The 17,851-nt window shown below is 61.5% G+C and carries 15 protein-coding genes and 1 pseudogene; 5 read left to right on the top strand and 11 right to left on the bottom strand.

Annotated elements, in window-relative coordinates; all coding sequences use genetic code 11:
* Positions 1-28: 28 nt before the first annotated feature.
* The 4 genes from HA46_RS13905 to HA46_RS13890 all read right to left on the bottom strand — a co-directional run bounded on the left by HA46_RS13905 (position 29) and on the right by HA46_RS13890 (position 4,639).
* Positions 29-1,669 (bottom strand): dihydroxyacetone kinase subunit DhaK, encoded by a 1,641-nt coding sequence (locus tag HA46_RS13905; RefSeq protein ID WP_084884915.1) that lies wholly within the window; start codon positions 1,667-1,669, stop codon positions 29-31.
* A gap of 107 nt (positions 1,670-1,776) precedes the next feature.
* On the bottom strand, positions 1,777-2,817 hold the full coding sequence (yncE, locus tag HA46_RS13900; RefSeq protein WP_084884913.1) for a 7-bladed beta-propeller protein YncE: 1,041 nt from the start codon (positions 2,815-2,817) through the stop codon (positions 1,777-1,779).
* Positions 2,818-3,026: 209 nt separating this feature from the next.
* Positions 3,027-3,236, bottom strand: coding sequence for a YdgH/BhsA/McbA family protein (locus HA46_RS13895; protein ID WP_084884910.1), 210 nt, complete (start codon positions 3,234-3,236; stop codon positions 3,027-3,029).
* A gap of 215 nt (positions 3,237-3,451) precedes the next feature.
* Positions 3,452-4,639, bottom strand: coding sequence for an MFS transporter (locus HA46_RS13890; RefSeq protein ID WP_033793219.1), 1,188 nt, complete (start codon positions 4,637-4,639; stop codon positions 3,452-3,454).
* A gap of 104 nt (positions 4,640-4,743) precedes the next feature.
* Between HA46_RS13890 and HA46_RS13885 the strand changes: the two genes are divergently transcribed.
* The gene (locus tag HA46_RS13885; RefSeq protein ID WP_084884907.1) at positions 4,744-5,703 is read left to right on the top strand and encodes an AraC family transcriptional regulator; all 960 of its coding nucleotides are present in this window, start codon (positions 4,744-4,746) and stop codon (positions 5,701-5,703) included.
* Here the strand turns inward: HA46_RS13885 and HA46_RS13880 are convergent.
* The 3 genes from HA46_RS13880 to gltP all read right to left on the bottom strand — a co-directional run bounded on the left by HA46_RS13880 (position 5,700) and on the right by gltP (position 9,899).
* On the bottom strand, positions 5,700-7,244 hold the full coding sequence (locus tag HA46_RS13880) for a methyl-accepting chemotaxis protein (protein ID WP_084884905.1): 1,545 nt from the start codon (positions 7,242-7,244) through the stop codon (positions 5,700-5,702). The two genes, HA46_RS13885 and HA46_RS13880, sit on opposite strands and share 4 nt — an antisense overlap.
* 188 nt (positions 7,245-7,432) lie before the next feature.
* The gene (gene murQ, locus HA46_RS13875) at positions 7,433-8,332 is read right to left on the bottom strand and encodes an N-acetylmuramic acid 6-phosphate etherase (RefSeq protein ID WP_084884903.1); all 900 of its coding nucleotides are present in this window, start codon (positions 8,330-8,332) and stop codon (positions 7,433-7,435) included.
* Between the two features lie 265 nt (positions 8,333-8,597).
* The gene (gene gltP, locus HA46_RS13870) at positions 8,598-9,899 is read right to left on the bottom strand and encodes a glutamate/aspartate:proton symporter GltP (protein WP_033793215.1); all 1,302 of its coding nucleotides are present in this window, start codon (positions 9,897-9,899) and stop codon (positions 8,598-8,600) included.
* Positions 9,900-10,448: 549 nt separating this feature from the next.
* On the opposite strand from gltP, the gene acs reads away from it, so the two are divergent.
* The 3 genes from acs to HA46_RS13855 all read left to right on the top strand — a co-directional run bounded on the left by acs (position 10,449) and on the right by HA46_RS13855 (position 14,524).
* A complete protein-coding gene (gene acs / locus HA46_RS13865; protein WP_033793214.1) occupies positions 10,449-12,404 on the top strand; it encodes an acetate--CoA ligase in 1,956 nt (651 codons plus the stop codon).
* Positions 12,405-12,548: 144 nt separating this feature from the next.
* The gene (locus HA46_RS13860) at positions 12,549-12,878 is read left to right on the top strand and encodes a DUF485 domain-containing protein (RefSeq protein ID WP_033749179.1); all 330 of its coding nucleotides are present in this window, start codon (positions 12,549-12,551) and stop codon (positions 12,876-12,878) included.
* Positions 12,875-14,524: a cation acetate symporter gene (locus HA46_RS13855; protein ID WP_084884900.1), complete on the top strand. Its 1,650-nt coding sequence runs from the start codon at positions 12,875-12,877 to the stop codon at positions 14,522-14,524. The genes HA46_RS13860 and HA46_RS13855 overlap by 4 nt, the downstream gene beginning before the upstream one ends.
* 61 nt (positions 14,525-14,585) lie before the next feature.
* Here HA46_RS13855 and HA46_RS13850 read toward each other — a convergent pair whose 3' ends face one another.
* The 3 genes from HA46_RS13850 to HA46_RS13840 form a co-directional block, all read right to left on the bottom strand.
* The gene (locus HA46_RS13850) at positions 14,586-15,131 is read right to left on the bottom strand and encodes a YfaZ family outer membrane protein (protein ID WP_033749177.1); all 546 of its coding nucleotides are present in this window, start codon (positions 15,129-15,131) and stop codon (positions 14,586-14,588) included.
* A gap of 117 nt (positions 15,132-15,248) precedes the next feature.
* Complete coding sequence (locus HA46_RS13845; RefSeq protein WP_084884898.1) at positions 15,249-15,944, bottom strand: LrgB family protein; 696 nt, start codon at positions 15,942-15,944, stop codon at positions 15,249-15,251.
* On the bottom strand, positions 15,937-16,362 hold the full coding sequence (locus tag HA46_RS13840; RefSeq protein ID WP_033793209.1) for a CidA/LrgA family protein: 426 nt from the start codon (positions 16,360-16,362) through the stop codon (positions 15,937-15,939). Before HA46_RS13840 ends, HA46_RS13845 begins: the two co-directional genes overlap by 8 nt.
* A gap of 103 nt (positions 16,363-16,465) precedes the next feature.
* Between HA46_RS13840 and HA46_RS13835 the strand changes: the two genes are divergently transcribed.
* On the top strand, positions 16,466-17,368 hold the full coding sequence (locus HA46_RS13835; RefSeq protein ID WP_084884895.1) for a LysR family transcriptional regulator: 903 nt from the start codon (positions 16,466-16,468) through the stop codon (positions 17,366-17,368).
* A gap of 14 nt (positions 17,369-17,382) precedes the next feature.
* Here HA46_RS13835 and HA46_RS13830 read toward each other — a convergent pair.
* Positions 17,383-17,851 (bottom strand): annotated as a pseudogene (locus HA46_RS13830) (Na+/H+ antiporter); the annotation flags it as partial.

Raw genomic sequence — 17,851 nt, 5'->3', positions numbered from 1 at the left:
GCCAGACGGTCGAACGGCTGCGCGAAGCTTAACCCGCTAGCGCGGCGAAAACCTTTTCCACGGCCCAGGCGCCGGGATCTTTCACGCCATCCAGCGTCTGCTGATTCAGGTAGGATGAGCGCCCCGCTCTGGCGCTCTGCATCTGCGCGGTGGAATCGGCGCCCCTGGCCGCCGCCTCTGCCGCCTCTGCCAGCGATCTGCCCGCCGACAGCGCCTCCAGCGCCGGCTCCAGCGCATCGACCAGCGTGCGGTGGCCAATCTGCGCGCCGCCGTAGTGCTTCATCTGCTCCAGTCCCTGCGTTAGTGCCTCTGGCAGCGTACCGCCCTGCGCCAGCCGCTGGCCCGCCGCGGTAAAGAGGATCGACATCAGCACGCCGCTCGAACCGCCCATCACCGTCGCCAGCTGCTCGCCCACCAGCGCAAACAGCGACGGCAGATCCGCCAGCGGCAGCTGCTGCGCTTCCAGCACGCGCTTTACCTTACGTGCGCCAGCGGCGAAGGTCGAGCCGGTATCGCCGTCGCCGACTTTCGCGTCCAGCGCGTTCAGCTCGGCTTCGATATCGATCAGCGTCTGCGCCACGCGCCCAACCACCTGCGCCGTCCGCTCGTCCTGAGAAGGCGTAAACTCCAGTTTGCTCACCACATGCTGGCTGCTCAGCGTCGTGACCGGCTCCACCGCATGCACAGGCGCCCAGCCCAGCACTTCTACCGGCGCTTTCAGCGCTTCGAGAAACGCCGCCTCCACCTGCAGCACCGTCAGCGAGAAGCCTTTCATATCGAGCGCGCTCACCAGCGTCGCCGGGCCGATCAGATGGCTGATCTGCGCCGCCAGCGGGCTTTTCAGCACGTCGCGCGTCACCAGCGCCAGCTCCAGCATTGAGAAGCCGCCGAGATTGTTCACCAGCAGCACCGCGCGGGTGCCGGAAGAGAGACTATTGGCCAGCTTCTCAGTCATGATGCTCACCAGCTGCTGGCTGTTCTGCGTGTCCAGCGTGATGACGCCCGGCTCGCCGTGAATGCCCATGCCCAGCTCGCTCTCGCCTTCTTTCACGCGGTTGTCGCGCTTTTCGCCGGGAATATGGCAGGTTGAAAAGGCGACGCCGATGCTCGCCGTGCCCTTAATGGCGCGCTGCGCCAGGGTTTTCACCTGCGCCAGCGACTGCCCCTGCTCTGCGGCGTAGCCAGCGATTTTATGGATCAGAGCGGTGCCGGCGATGCCGCGCGGCTGGGGGTTGTCCGGCAGGGCGATATCATCCTGCACCATCACCATTTCGACCTTGTAGCCCAGCGCGCGCGCCTTCTCCGCCGCCAGTCCGAAATTGAGCCGGTCGCCGGTGTAGTTTTTCACGATCAGCAGGCAGCCTGCGTCGCCGGTCACGTTAATAATGGCGCTCAGCACCGCGTCCACGCTGGGCGATGCGAAAATATCGCCGCAGACTGCGGCGGTCAGCATCCCCTTGCCGACGAAGCCGGCATGCGCCGGCTCATGCCCGGAGCCGCCGCCCGAAATCAGCGCCACCTTGCTTTTGTCCCAGTCGTTGCGCACGACCACCCGAATGTCGTCGCCTAAGTCGAGGCGGCTAAGGTTATGCCACGGCGTGCTTAGCAGCACGCCCTCGATCGCTTCGTTGACCAGATTATTTTTTTCATTCATCAGGAACTGGCTCATCGCATCCTCTCCAATGGTGTTGATGCCGCCAGACAGCGGCACGCTTTAAAGGTAGCCGAAGAAATGCAAAGGGCGGCCGGTGGCCGCCCCTTAGGATGTGAGTGGAATCAAAGCGCGATGCGCATCACGCTGTCGGGGTTTTTCGGCGGCGCTTTACGCGATCCCGGCTGTTTGACGCTGACGTAGAGCGCCTTGCCGTCGGCGGAGAGCGCGAGGCTGTTAGGCAGGCCGGCCGTTTTCACCGTGCGTTTCACTTTATAGCTGCTGGCGTCGATGATGCTCACCTCGCCCGCTTTGCGGTGAGTGACGTAGAGTTCATCGCGCTGCGGATTGAAAAGCACCGCCAGCGACTCTGGCGCGGCGATCGTCTGGATCACCTTGCCATCGCGCAGATCGACCACCAGCAGCTGCGGCTGTTTCGAATCGCTGAGGAAAGCGCGCTGGCCCTGAGTGTCGAGCGCGATATTCAGGAAGAAATGCGCGTTGTCGTCACCGATTTTCTGGCGCTTCTCAACGGCGTTGGTGCGGGTGTTGATGGTGATGATTTCGCCGTCGGCGTTAGTGACGTAGAGTTTTTGCCTCTCGCTGTCGACCGCCAGGCCGGTAGCCATTTTGCCGGTATTCGGCACCACGCTGATAAGCTGCAGGGTTTTGCCGTCCACCACCCAGACCACGCTCTGCGGCCCCAGCCCGGTGACGTAAACGCGGTTGGTTTTCACATCAACGGCGATTTCTCGCGGCTGCAGCGGGCGCACGCTTTCGCCGCGCTTGCGGCCGTCCAGCACCAGCGTATTGAGAACGTTGCCGCTGACGGCGTCGATGGCGGTTAGCGCGCCGTTCAGGGTGTTGCCGATATAGAGCACGTTGGTTTGCGGGTTAATCGCCGCGCCGAAGCTTTTCAGCTCGGTGGGGATCGTTTGTTTTACGGCCAGGCTGTGCGCATCAAGACGGAATACCGCGCCGCCCGGCGCATCGCTGCCCTGCGACGCGGCGAGGAACAGCGTATCGTCGCTGGGGCTAAAGGCGAGCTCATAGGCGCCCTTGCTGACCGGCTGGGTAAGTTGGTCCGCATGCGCCAGCATGCCGGAGGCGGAAAAGAGTGCGGTGGCGAGCAGCGTCATGCGCAGCGCAGAGGATAAGGATTTCATGATCTCTCCATAGCAAAAATTCACCGCCGTCAGGCAGTGCTGGAAAGCTCACATTGCAAACCGAACAAAAAAGTGAAAGGGCCTTAAGGCCAGCAGAGACAATTTTTTTAGCAAATCATAAGGATTTATCGCCGAAAGGAAAGCAGTTTCACCCGCTTAAACGCCGCCAGGACGCCCGGAGGCGTCCTGTCAGCAACAGCCGGTCGGACTTATTTCAGCAGTTCAGCCGTCATGTGCACGCCGTTGTTGGTGTAGGCTTCGGTCACTTTGTACGAGGCGCCCGCTTCTTTCGCCTGCGCCGCGATTTTTGCTTCCGCGCCGTCAAGGGTAGCGTCGGTAGCGGTCACGCTCTGCGCGAAGCTGGTCAGCGGAAGAAAGGAGAGAGCGATAACAGCAGCAAAAGTTTTGATAGTTTTCATGGTCAATTCCTCGGTAGATGTTTAATCAGATAAGGCGTGTCGCCTTGTTGGTGTGAATAATAGACCGGGGAAGAGGCTGCTGATAGCGGAGATAATTGCGCTTCTTTATCAAATTTACTGACAATCAAATCGCACATTGGGTATAGCGGCGCCGCAAAAGGTTAACTCGCTGGCAGAAAAGAAAAGGGCAGCATATTACGCTGCCCTCTGGCCTGTTAGCCGTGATGTCGCACGCGAGTGAAGATGGTGAGCGAGGCGAGCAGCATCAGCACGCCGCTGGCGAGAAAGACGCCGCCTGCGCCCTGCAGGTCGAACATCCAGCCGCCCGCCGCCGCGCCGGCAGTAATCGCCAGCTGGATGGTGGCCACCAGCAGGCCGCCGCCCGATTCGGCGTCGTCCGGCACCGCGCGCGAGATCCAGGTGGACCAGCCGGTCGGCATCGAACCAAACGCCAGGCCCCACAGCGCCACGCCCGCGCCGACCAGCCACGAGACGTCGACAAAACTCACCAGCAGCAGCGCGGTGGCGCTCATCACCAGCGCCATCGCGCTCAGCGTCAGCGATACGCTGCGCGTCACCAGATAGCCCGCCAGCGAGGTGCCGAAAAAGTTAGCCACGCCAAACGCCAGCAGCACCAGAGACAGCTGGTTGAGATTAAGCTGCGCGCTGCTCTCCAGGAACGGACGCAGGTAGGTAAAGAAGGCGAAGTGGCCGGTAAACATCATAATCACCGCCAGCATGCCCCAGCGCATCAGCCCGCTGCGCAGCAGATCAAGCACGCCGCCGCTGCGCGCTTTATTCTCCGGCGGCATCGCCGGCAGGGTAAAGCTCTGCCAGATCAGCGCCAGCCCGCCCAGCCCGGCGGTCAGCATAAAAATATTGCGCCAGCCGATCAGGCCGCCGAGATAGCTGCCGAGCGGCGCGGCGATAATGGTCGCCAGCGAAATGCCGCTGAAGACGATCGACAGCGCGCGCGGCACCTGATCGCTGGGCACCAGGCGCATGGTGATCGCGGTCGAGAGCGTCCAGAAGCCGCCAATCGCCATGCCGAGCAGCACGCGCGCCAGCAGGATCAGCGTCAGGTTGCTCGCCAGCGCCACCAGCAGCGCCGAGGCGACCAGCAGCAGCGTAAAGGCCAGCATCACCACGCGGCGATCGAGCCGCCGCGTGACGCTGCCCACCACGAGGCTGGTCAGCAGCGCCACCAGCGCGGTCACCGTTACCGTCTGTCCCGCCTGACCTTCCGACACCTGCAGCGAGGCGGCGATCGGCGTCAGCAGACTGACCGGCAGAAATTCGGCGGTAATGAGGCCGAACACCCCAAACGCCATGGCAAAGACCGCGCCCCAGGCTGGATGCGCGGGTACGGAAACCTCATCAGCCACTTCTGTATTCAGACTCATGCAGCTTCTCCATAAAAAATTTATTAAGGCTGGAGCATAGAGGGAGCAGGCAAGACGATCTATGATGGCAACACCTTCATTATTGATAATTCGTCTGGAATGCAATGAGCCACTATGAAGATCTGACCAGCGAACTGCTGATGGGCATGCGGCTGCACGGCGTGACCTATCAGCGCATTCAGCTCGCCGCCCCCTTCGGGCTGCGCTATGAGCATGCGCCGGGCCGGGCGCAGTTTCACTTCGTCGGGCGCGGCCCGCTGCTGGTGCGCGGCGCCTCGGGCGCGATGTTCACCCTCAATACCGGCGACGCGCTGCTGATCCCGCATGGCAAACCCCACAGCCTGCTCTCCTCGCCCGACGCCGACTGCGAGAATATCGCCGCCTTCAGCAGCAAGCCGATCTGCGACAGCGTCTGCGCCATCGGCGCGCCCGCCAACGCCTGCGACGACGAGGAGAGCGTGATCCTGTTCAGCGCCTGCATGAAGTTCGAGCTGGGCGGCATGCAGCCGCTGATCAACACCATGCCGGATATCATGCTGGTGAGCACCCTGCTGTCGCAGTATCCGGAGATCCAGCCGATTCTCGACGCCATGGAGCGCGAGTCGCGCACGCGCCACGCCGGCTTCGCCGGTATCCTGTCGCGGCTGGCGGACGTGGTGGCGGCGCTGATCGTGCGCGGCTGGGTAGAGAACGGCTGCGGCCAGGGCAGCGGGCTGGTGCAGGCGATGCGCGATCCGCGCCTGAGCAAGGCGATCGCCGCGATGCACCGCGAACCGGGAGAGAACTGGACGGTAGAACGGCTGGCGCGCGTAGCGGGCTGCTCGCGTTCGGTGTTCGCCGAGCGCTTTCAGAACGCCACCACCATGACGCCGCTGCGCTATCTCACCGAGCTGCGCATGCGGCTGGCGGTGCAGCGCATCGTTAATAACGGCGAAGCGGTGGAAGTGGTGGCGTTTCAACTCGGCTACGGCTCGCTTGCCGCTTTTAGCCGCGCCTTTAAGCGTATCGTCGGTCAGCCGCCCGGCGCGCTGCGCGCCGGGCGGGAAGAGGCGCGCGCCTCTTAGCGGAAGACGCTGATCGCTTCCACCAGCCGGTTAGCCTGATGCGTCATGCGGCCGGACGCCTCGGCGCTCTCCTGCACGCGCGCCGCGTTGCGGTGGGTGATGTCGTCGAGATCCTCGACCGCCGTAGAGACTTCGCTCAGCGCGGTGGACTGCTCGGCGGTAGCGGCGCTGATCTGCGCGATCAGCGACGAAACGTTCTGCACCTGCGCGACGATGTCCTGCATGGTGCGCCCCGCCGCGTCGGCGTGTCGGCTGCCGAGCTGAACGCGGCTGGCGCTGGTCTCCACCAGGCTTTTGATCTCGCTGGCGGCCTTCGCGCTGCGCTGCGCCAGGTTGCGGACCTCTCCCGCCACCACCGCGAAGCCCTTGCCCTGCTCGCCCGCGCGCGCCGCTTCCACCGCCGCGTTGAGCGCCAGGATATTGGTCTGGAAGGCGATGCCGTCGATCACGCTGGTGATGTTGGCGATGCGCTGCGAGCTTTCGGCGATTTCCGCCATCATGCCCACCATCTCCTGCATCACGTCCCCGCCCTTGCTCGCCGCCTGGCTGGTGCGCGCCGAGAGCGTATTGACCTCACCCGCCGTTTCAGTGTTGCTTTTTACCGTGGCGGTCATCTCATTCATGGTGGCGGCAGTCTGCTGCACGTTAGCCGCCGCCTGTTCGGTGCGCCGGCTCAGCTCGCTGTTGCTGCTGGCGATGGCGTCGCTGGCGCTCAGGACGTTGATCGCCTGCCCGCTGACGTCATCCACCAGCCAGCGGAACATCAGGCCGAGCTGGCCGATAGCGCGCTGCGTCATCCCCACCTCATCGACGCGATCGATTTGCTCCACCTTATGACTGGCGCCGGTGGCCACGCTAAGCGCCTGCTGGCACATGCGTTCGATGGGGCGCGAGATTTGCCGTTCCATCCACAGGCTGGTCAGCAGCAGCAGGAGCGTCATGCCGCCGGAAAAGCAGCCCAGCGAGGCGGGCGTCATGCCGAGCAGCGCGGCGCTAAGCGCCGCCAGCGGCAGCAGCGTCATCAGCGGCAGGCGAATGCGCCAGCGCAGCGGCAGCGTTTTCAGCAGTGACCCGACGCGACGCCAGCCGGCGCGCACGATCAGCCCTTTATGGAAGCGGCGCCCTTTTGCCCGCCCTTCGCGAAAATCGCGATAGAGCGCTTCAGTGGCGCGAATTTCCGCTTCGCCGGGTTTGGTGCGCACCGACATAAATCCCTGCACCTTGCCGTCGCGCACCACCGGCACCGCATTGGCGCGCACCCAGTAGTGATCGCCATTTTTACGGCGGTTTTTTACCAGCGCCGACCAGGGTTCGCCCTGCTTCAGCGTCGCCCACATGTCGGCAAACGCCTCGGGCGGCATGTCGGGATGGCGCACCATGTTGTGCGGCTGACCGTTGACCTCTTCCGGCGTAAAGCCGCTGACCTCGATAAAGGCGTCGTTGGCATAGGTGATGTAGCTATTGATATCGGTGGTCGACATTAACGTCGCGTCATCGTCAAACACGAATTCGCGCTGAGTGACTGGCTGATTATTACGCATAAAGGGTCCTTGAAAGGGCTGCTGAATGTAGGGCGATCATCAGTTATGTTTTTTTTTCTTTTCGGCAGCAAAAGACCCTGGCTTTAGAGGAGGTAATAAATTTTCCCCGCTAAAAAAGCAGCTGGCGAGCAATTGACCCGCCATCCGCTTATCTGTAAATCGTTAGCCCTTTTTAATGATTGCGTTTATCAGTCCTGTAGCGCACGGCGGATAAAGCCCTGATGCCTTTTGAGCCGCGCGCGGGCTTCTTCGGCGTCGATGTCGGCCAGCAGCATCAGAATGGCGGTTTTGCAGTGTCCGTCGCAGGCCGTCAGCGCGCGGCGCGCGCCCGCTTCGTCGCAGTCGGTGGCCTGCATGACGATGTTGATCTGGCGCTGCACCAGTTTCTGGTTGGTGGCTTCGACGTCGACCATCAGGTTGCCGTAGACTTTACCGCTGCGGATCATCGCGCCGGTGGTGAGCATGTTGAGCACCAGCTTCTGGGCGGTGCCCGCTTTCATGCGCGAGGATCCGGTAACCACTTCCGGGCCGACCACCGGCGTGAGCGCGATTTCCGCTGCCTGCGCCATGGCGCTGTTCGGGTTACAGGTGAGCGCCGCCGTAGTGGCGCCCAGCGTGCGGGCGTATTCCAGCGCCCCCAGCACGTAGGGCGTACGGCCGCTGGCGGCGATGCCCACCAGCACATCTTTCTTGCTGAACTGAATGTCGCGCAGATCCTGCGCGCCCTGCTCGCGGTCGTCCTCCGCGTTTTCTACTGCCTGCAGTATCGCATTGTGGCCGCCCGCGATGAGCCCTACCACCTGACCGCGCGGCGTGCCGAAGGTCGGCGGGCATTCGCTGGCGTCGAGGATGCCGAGTCGCCCGGAGGTGCCCGCGCCGCTGTAGATCAGTCGGCCGCCCTGCGCGAAGGCGGCGACGATGGCGTCAACCGTTTGGGCGATCTGCGGCACGATCGCTTCAACCGCCAGCGCCACTTTTTTATCTTCGTTGTTAATGACGCGCAGCATGGCGTCGGTGGCGAGCTCGTCGATGTTCTGGCTGGCCGGGTTGCGGCCTTCGGTGATGAGCTGGCTGAGGTCGATTGTCATGGGACGTGCTCCGGGCATGATTTATCCAGGCCCGGTTTTAACATATTTACGGGATAAAAAAAGGGTTCAGACGTTGTCTGAACCCTGTTGCATGGCATGGTGTCGCCTGGAACGCCGGAGCCTGCGCGGATAAGACGGCCCGATCGCAAAGACGCAAAAAGCGCCATCCCTGGCAGCTCGGCCCGCAACATCCTTGTTGCGGGACGCTTTGCTCTTCGGGCCGTCTTATCCGCTTGTTAGCAAGGGGAATCGCCTGTAAGAAGCGTTAGCTCGCCGTTTGTGCGCGCAGCTTCAACTCATAGGCTTTCGCCTGCTCGGCGTCGAACTGGTTTTCCCAGCGAGCGATAACCAGCACCGCCAGCGCGTTGCCGATGACGTTAAGCGCGGTGCGCGCCATATCCATGATGCGGTCGACGCCCGCGATAAAGGCCAGGCCTTCCAGCGGGATGCCGACGCTGCCCAGCGTCGCCAGCAGCACCACGAACGACACGCCCGGCACGCCCGCGATGCCTTTCGAGGTCACCATCAGCGTCAGCACCAGGATAATCTCGTCGGTCAGCGACAGGTCGATGCCGTAAAGCTGCGCGATAAAGATGGCGGCGATGCTCTGGTAGAGCGTCGAGCCGTCCAGGTTAAAGGAGTAGCCGGTCGGCACCACGAAGCTGGTGATCGCCTTGGGCGCGCCGTAGGCCTCCATCTTCTGCATAATGCGCGGCAGCACGGTTTCCGAGCTGGAGGTCGAGTAAGAGAGGATCAGCTCATCTTTCAGGATGCGCATCAGGGTGGTGATACGCAGCTTGCAGAAGCGCGCCACGCCGCCAAGGATAACGAACGCGAAGAAGAGAATCGCGGCGTAAACCAGCAGCACCAGCTTCGCCAGCGGCCACAGCGAGGCGAAGCCGAAGTTGGCGATGGTCACGGCGATCAGCGCGAAGACGCCTACTGGCGCGTAACGCATAATCATGTGCGTCACTTTAAACATGGTTTCCGACACGCTGCGGAAGAGGTTAACCAGCGGATCGCGCTGCTCCGACGGCAGCGCCGACAGGCCCATGCCGAACAGCACCGAGAAGAAGATGATCGGCAGCATGTCGCCCTTCACCAGCGAAGCGAAGATGTTCTGCGGGATCAGCGACAAAATGGTGGTGACCAGACTGTGAGGCCCGTTCTGCACCGCTTCGGTCGTGGCTTCATACTTAGAGATGTCCACCGTTGCCAGCGTTGACATATCAATGCCGGTGCCGGGTTGAAACACGTTAGCCAGCGTAATGCCGACCACAATGGCAAGGGTGGTGATCACTTCGAAATAGACGATGGTTTTGACGCCGATTCGTCCCAGTTTCTTCGCATCGCCCACGCCGGCGATGCCGACAATCAGCGATGAAATCACGATAGGCACAACGATCATCTTGATCAGATGAATAAAGATATCGCCCGCCGGGCTGAGAATGTTGGTGATTAACCATTCACGATCGTCTGGCTGATTATGCAGCACTGAACCGACAACGATGCCGAGCACCAGCGCAATCAGAATCTGCCAGGCCAGGCTTATTTTAAAACCTTTCATAACGCGTTATTTCCTCAGTCAAAACCCCTATTGCTACGCTGCGAAGGTGCAGAGAAGGATACACACAGGGAAGTGAGCAAAAGCCCGGTAAATTAGAGGGTTATTGAGGACAGCGTCCTCGACGAAAATGCGATAATTCTCGTACTTTTTTCAGACGCCGTCTGGTTGAGTCCTGCTGAGCAGGGGCGAGATAAGTATCATTTTCACTGTGGTAAATGCAACCCCTGGCGTGTTCGATTAAAGATTAACCACTCTTCTAGCATAAAATGCTGTTTAGTTATAAAAACCCTAACCTGCTGTTCTAAAAAGTAATAGTTGTTAAATTATGCGCATAGCTATGCAGCGCTGCGCAAAAAGGCGGCGGATTCGTTTGCTGTATTTTTCGCCAGCCGCAGGAGCGGACTGCGCCGCATGTTCGAGGGATTTGCAAGAGATAACACGCTGGCAGGCGCTCTCGTGATCTAAGGCGCAAAAAAGAAACAAAGCACTGGCTCAGGCTTCACTTAACCTTTGATTGACATATTATTAACATCTTCAAGGAGATCCGCCATGAGCCAACAACATAAACACCCGATACCTGCCGCCATTGCCGCGAATGCCCTGATCACTGCCGAGCAGTATCAGACGATGTATCAGCAGTCCGTCAGCGATCCGGATGCGTTCTGGGGCGAACAGGGGAAAATCCTCGACTGGATCAAGCCCTACAGCAAAGTGAAAAACAGCTCTTTCGCGCCGGGCAATATTTCTATTCGCTGGTACGAGGACGGCACGCTCAATCTGGCGGCCAACTGCCTCGATCGCCATCTGGAACAGCGCGGCGACCATCCCGCCATTATCTGGGAAGGCGACGACGCCAGCGAAAGCAAGACGCTGACTTTTCGCCAGCTGCATAACCAGGTGTGCCGCTTCGCCAATGTGCTGCTGTCGCTGGGGGTGAAAAAAGGCGACGTGGTGGCGATCTATATGCCGATGGTGCCCGAAGCGGCGGTGGCGATGCTGGCCTGCGCGCGCATCGGTGCGGTGCATTCAGTGATTTTCGGCGGCTTTTCGCCGGAAGCGGTCGCGGGCCGCGTGGTGGACTCCAGCGCGAAACTGGTGATCACCGCGGATGAAGGCGTGCGCGCCGGACGCCCTATCCCGCTGAAGAAAAACGTCGACGACGCGCTGAAAAATCCCACCGTCAACAGCGTGAAAAATGTGGTGGTGCTGAAGCGCACCGGCGGAGCGATTGACTGGCAAGATGGCCGCGATCTCTGGTGGTCCGAGTTAATGGATAAAGCGAGCGAGCAGCACGCGCCCGCCGAGATGCAGGCGGAAGATCCGCTTTTTATCCTTTATACCTCTGGCTCTACCGGCAAGCCTAAAGGGGTGCTGCACACCACCGGCGGCTACCTGGTTTATGCGGCGACCACCTTCAAATATGTTTTCGATTATCACCCGGAAGATATCTACTGGTGTACCGCCGACGTCGGCTGGGTCACCGGTCACAGCTATCTGCTCTACGGGCCGCTGGCGTGCGGCGCCACCACCCTGATGTTCGAGGGCGTGCCGAACTGGCCGAAACCGAGCCGCATGGCGGAAGTGGTAGACAAACACAACGTTACCCTGCTCTATACCGCGCCGACGGCGATCCGCGCCCTGATGGCGGAAGGCGACAAGGCGATTGAGGGCACCAGCCGCCAGAGCCTGCGCATTATGGGCTCGGTGGGCGAACCCATTAATCCGGAAGCCTGGGAATGGTACTACAACAAAATTGGCGACGGCCGCTGTCCGATTGTGGATACCTGGTGGCAGACCGAAACCGGCGGCTTTATGATCGCGCCGCTGCCGGGCGCCATCGAGCTGAAAGCGGGCTCCGCGACCAAACCTTTCTTCGGCGTGCAGCCTGCGCTGGTGGATAACGAAGGCAATCCGCAGGAGGGCGCGGCGGAAGGCAATCTGGTGATCACCGACTCCTGGCCGGGCCAGGCGCGTACGTTGTTCGGCGATCATGACCGCTTCGAGCAGACCTACTTCTCTACTTTCAAGAATTGCTATTTCAGCGGCGACGGCGCGCGCCGCGACGAAGATGGCTACTACTGGATTACCGGCCGCGTCGACGACGTGCTCAACGTCTCGGGCCACCGTCTCGGTACGGCCGAGATCGAGTCTGCGCTGGTGTCGCATCCCAAGATCGCAGAAGCGGCGGTGGTGGGCATTCCGCACAGTATTAAAGGCCAGGCGATCTACGCCTATATCACGCTGAACCATGGCGAAGAGCCGTCGCCGGAGCTTTATACCGAGGTGCGCAGCTGGGTGCGGAAAGAGATTGGCGCCATCGCCACGCCTGATATCCTGCACTGGACCGACTCGCTGCCGAAAACCCGTTCCGGCAAGATTATGCGCCGCATCCTGCGCAAGATCGCCGCGGGCGACACCAGCAATCTGGGCGACACCTCAACGCTGGCCGATCCGGGCGTCGTGGATAAACTGCTGGAGGAGAAGCAGGCGATCCGTATGCCGTAAACCGTCTTACCGGCGGGAGGTCTCTTCTTCCCGCCGCCCTTTCCTTACGCAGTGTGTTTCTGAAGTCACATAACAATATCTGACCAGGCCTTTCTCGCGCAGCAGCGTGAGGCTGCCGCCTGCATAACCTCTGGAGAAACTGTGATGAACGACGCCCTTTCCACTCAGGAGGCGCTCAATCAACGAATTGAGCGTCATCCGCGCTTTCAGGAGCTGGTGCATAAGCGCCAGCGGTTCGCCCTGGTGCTATCGCTGATTATGCTGGTGCTCTACGTCGGCTTTATCCTGCTGATCGCCTTCGCGCCCGGCTGGCTCGGCACGCCGCTGCATGACGGCACCAGCGTGACGCGCGGCATTCCCATCGGCGTGGGCCTGATTGTGATTTCTTTTGTGCTGACCGGCGTTTACGTCTGGCGCGCCAACGGCGAGTTCGATCGCCTGACGAAGCAGATTCTCAGCGAGGTAAAACCATGAAGCGTCTTTCTCTCTGGCTGCTGGCGCTGCTGCCCGCCTCCGCGCTGGCGGACGCCCTGACCGGCGCGGTGCAGCAGCAGGCCACCAACTATCAGGCGATCGGCATGTTTGTGGTGTTCGTCGCCGCCACGCTGGGCATTACGTACTGGGCGTCGAAGCGCACCCGCTCGCGCAACGACTACTATACCGCCGGCGGCAATATTACCGGCTTCCAGAACGGCCTGGCGATGGCGGGCGACTTTATGTCCGCCGCCTCCTTTCTCGGCATCTCCGCGCTGGTTTACACCTCCGGCTACGACGGGCTGATCTACTCGCTCGGCTTCCTGGTGGGCTGGCCGATGATCCTGTTTTTAATTGCCGAGCGCCTGCGCAATCTGGGCCGCTACACCTTCGCCGACGTCGCCTCCTATCGCCTGCAGCAGAAGCCGATTCGCACCCTCTCCGCCTGCGGCTCGCTGGTGGTGGTGGCGCTCTACCTGATTGCGCAGATGGTGGGCGCAGGCAAGCTAATCCAGCTGCTGTTCGGCCTCGACTATCATATCGCCGTGGTGCTGGTGGGCATCCTGATGGTGCTTTACGTGCTGTTCGGCGGCATGCTGGCGACCACCTGGGTGCAGATTATCAAAGCGGTGCTGCTGCTGTTCGGCGCCTCTTTTATGGCGATCATGGTGATGAAGGCGACCGGCTTCAGCTTCAATAACCTCTTTACTCAGGCAATGGCGGTGCACCCGAAAGGCGCGGCCATCATGCAGCCGGGCGGGCTGGTGAAGGATCCTATTTCCGCGCTCTCGCTCGGGCTGGGGCTGATGTTCGGCACCGCCGGATTGCCGCATATTCTGATGCGTTTCTTTACCGTGGCGGACGCGCGCGAGGCGCGTAAAAGCGTCTTCTGGGCCACCGGCTTTATGGGCTACTTCTACTTCCTGACCTTTATTATCGGCTTCGGGGCGATTCTGCTGGTCGGGGCGAACCCCGCCTTTAAAGACGCCAGCGGCGCGCTGATCGGCGGCACCAATATGGCGGCGGTGCATCTGGCGAACGCGGTGGGCGGCAGCACCTTCCTCGGCTTTATCTCCGCCGTGGCCTTCGCCACCATTCTGGCGGTGGTCGCCGGGCTGACGCTGGCGGGCGCGTCGGCGGTATCGCACGACCTTTACGCCAGCGTTATCCGCAAAGGTCAGGCGACCGAGCGCGAAGAGCTGCGCGTGTCGAAGATTACCGTACTGGTATTGGGCGTGGTGGCGATTGCGCTGGGCATTCTGTTTGAGAAGCAGAACATCGCCTTTATGGTCGGCCTCGCCTTCTCTATCGCCGCCAGCTGTAACTTCCCCATCATTCTGCTGTCGATGTACTGGTCGAAGCTGACCACGCGCGGCGCGATGACTGGCGGCTGGCTTGGGCTGATCACGGCGGTGGTGCTGATGATCCTCGGCCCGACGGTATGGGTGCAGGTGCTGGGTCACGCATCCCCGATTTATCCCTATGAGTATCCGGCGCTCTTCTCAATGATCGTCGCCTTTGTCGGCACCTGGCTCTTCTCCGTTACTGACCATTCGCCGCAGGGGGCGCAGGAGCGCGGTCGCTTCCGGGCGCAGTTTATCCGCTCGCAGACCGGCGTCGGCATCTCGCAGGGCAAGTCGCACTGATCTCACGGCGCGGCAAAATAAAAAAGGCGGCTGATAAGCCGCCTTTTTTTATCCGATCGAATCAGAAACGCAGCGAAGCGCCGACGTACGGGCCGTCGACCAGCACGTTGTCTTTACGACCGCCTTTGTTGTTCAGCTCGATATACTGATAGCCCACGCGCAGGTTCAGCAGCGAAATCGGGGTGAAGCTCAGGCCGCCAGCGGCTTCCTGATAGCTGTCGAGATGGTCGGTCAGACCTTCTGGCGCATAGTAGTATTCGCCGTAGAGGCCCCACATGCTGTTGAAGCTGTACTGCGCGCCGCCGCCCAGCGCCACGGCGAAGCCATCTTTACCATCTTCCGGATGGGTGAAAATGGTCTTGGCGGTCGGCGCCAGACGCAGTCCGCCGATATCGACGTTGTAACCCAGTCCCAGGCCGTAGGTGCTGCCGTCGTGATCGCTACGCAGCCAGTTGCCTTTAAGGAACAGGCCAGGCGAGGTGGTGCCCAGACCGACGTTCAGATTAGTGTTGTGCTCGCCGACATCCACGCTGCCTTCGATAGCCTGCGCCGCGCCGCTCAGCAGTACCAGACCCAGTGCGCTCCCGGTAACAAGTTGCTTAAACATGATTCCACTCCATGAAAGGACAATAATTTCGGCGCAAAGGTTAACAGCCTGAAATCCCCTGACAACTCTATTTGGCAACCTTTACGTAAACAGACATGTCGATCGGCAAATTTTTTGTCAGGCTGCCCACATCAGGTGGCCGATAAGCGGCGCCAGCACCACCGTCACGATGCCGGAAAGCATCATCACCAGGCTGGCAACCACGCCCTCCTGTTCGCCAAGCTGCCAGGCGCGCGCCGTGCCTGCCCCGTGCGACGCCGCGCCGAAGCCCGCCCCTTTCGCCACGCCCTGACGGATAGCGATGCGCAGAAACAGCACGTCGCCGATCGCCACGCCGAACACGCCGGTGATAACCACAAACAGCGCGACCAGATCGGGCTGGCCGCCGATGGGCTTCGCCGCCGCCAGCGCGAAAGGCGTGGTGATGGAGCGCACAGCCAGGCTGCGCTGGATCGACTCAGGCAGCGTCAGCAGCCGCGCCAGCCACACCGAACTGCAAACCGCCACCAGCGTGGCGGTCAGCACCCCGGCGCTCAGCGAGAGCCAGTGACGGCGAATAATCGTCATGTTTTCATACACCGGCACGGCGAAGGCCAGCGTCGCCGGGCCGAGCAGCCAGAGCAGCCAGTGGCTTTCAGCAATATAGTCCTGCCAGGAGACGTGCGTAATCAGCAGCAGCGCAACCAGCAGCGCGGGCGTCGCCACCAGCGGCATCAGCAGCAGCGTGCGCCAGCGGCGATAGAGACGCTTGTTGAGAAAGTAGATCAGCAGCGTGACCGCCAGACAGAGCAGGCTCAGGATAAAATCACGCATCACGCTGTTCCCTGCGCGCCGCGCGCGCCACTTCATACCGGTAGAGGCGATCGACCACCAGCGCGGTGGAGGCGAGCACCAGTACGGTGCTTAGCGCAATCACCACGCAGATGCGCCAGCCGTCGACGCGCAGCAGGTCGCCGTAGTTCACCACCGCCACCACCGCCGGAATAAAGAACAGCAGCATTTCGGCCAGCAGCCAGCGCGAGCCCGCCCTGACCCAGCGCAGCGGCAGCACGCGCGTGACGATCAGGACCAGCAGCAGCAGCATGCCGACGATATTGGCGGGCAGCGGCAGATGCAGCCAGCTCACCAGACGATCGCAGGCGATAAACATGCCGATGTACAGCAGCAGCTGCAGCGGCAACCAGAGTCGTTGCAGCCTGCCCACGCGCTGCGGGCTGAGCGCTAACGCCATTTTCTTTTCTCCCTTCATCAGATTCGGTGCTTAGTATAAATCCGCGACAGAAGGTGAAAAAAATGAATTAAAATTATTCCAATCATGCCAAAAAGGAATAGTTATGGACGTCCGCGCTTTACGCTACTTCACCGAGGTGGTGCGCCAGCAGAGTTTTACCCGCGCCGCGCAAAAGCTCTATGTGACTCAGCCCACCATCAGCAAAATGCTGCGCCAGCTGGAAGAGGAGCTGGGCTGCACGCTGCTGCTGCGCGACGGCCGAAAGCTTCATCTGACCGACAGCGGCCAGGCGGTTTACCAGCGCGGGTTGGCGATTTTGCAGGAGTTCCACCAGCTCGAGGCGGAAATCGGCGATATTAACCAGCTGAAAACCGGCGAGCTGCGCCTCGGCATTCCGCCGATGGTCGGCATGCAGATCGCCGGCTCGATCTCGGCGTTTCGCCGCCGCTATCCCGGCGTCACCCTGAATATCTCCGAATTTGGCGGCCTCACGGTGCAGCAGGCGGTGCTGGCGGGCAGCCTGGATATCGCGCTTACCGCCCTGCCGGTCGATCCCGATTTGCCGCTGAACACGCTGCCTCTGATGCACCATCCGCTTTGCGTGCTGGTGCCGCGCCAGCCCGTCTGGCTTAACCGCAGCCATATCGCGCTGACGGAGATGGCGGCGCATCCGCTGCTGATTTTCAACGAGGAGTTCTCGCTGAACCGCCAGCTGATGAAGGCGTTTCAGCGTCTTGGCGTCACGCCGCATATCGCGGTACGCAGCGGACAGTGGGATTTTCTGGCGGCGATGGTGCAGGCGGAGATGGGACTGGCGATCCTGCCGGAGCCGATCTGTCAGCGGCTGGATAAGCAGTCGCTGCTGTGGCTGCCGCTGGAGTCGGAGCTGATGTGGAGCCTGGGATTGATCTGGCGGGAGGGAAGCTATCTGTCGCGCAGCGCGCAGGCGTGGATCGCCTGCTGCCGCGAACACTGGCCGGATGAAGCGCCGCGCCTGTCGGTATAGGCGCGGCGCGCGGCTTACTCTTCTTTCTCGATCAGCAGCGCTTCCAGCAGGTCGAGATCGCGCAGCAGCCGCTGCATGCTCTCATCGGAGATCTGCTGAGTTGCGCGCAGGTGATAGACCTCGGCACGCTCGGCGCGCAGCGCGGTCAGGCGGAAGCGACGCTCCAGATTCTCGGCGAACAGCGCCTGCTCCAGATCGCTTTTGCCGTCGGCGCGACGACGCAGGTTGCCGATAACGCGCAGGCTGACCTCTTTGAGCAGCTCAGGATCGATATTCTCCTCGCTGCTGTTCTCCAGCCGCTCTTCCATTTTATGCAGGCTTTCGATCGCCACGCTCGCCATCACCGCACGGGCGCTTTGCAGCTCGCGGCGGTGGCCGGCTTTATCGATGCCGTCCACGCCGCGCAGCAGCAGCGGCAGCAGCACCACGCCCACCAGCAGCGAAAACAGGATCACGCCGGTCGCGATAAATACCAGCTCATAG

Source organism: Pantoea septica (genome assembly GCF_002095575.1).
Taxonomy (GTDB): Bacteria; Pseudomonadota; Gammaproteobacteria; order Enterobacterales; family Enterobacteriaceae; genus Pantoea; species Pantoea septica.
This window is presented reverse-complemented; position numbering and strand designations above follow the sequence as displayed.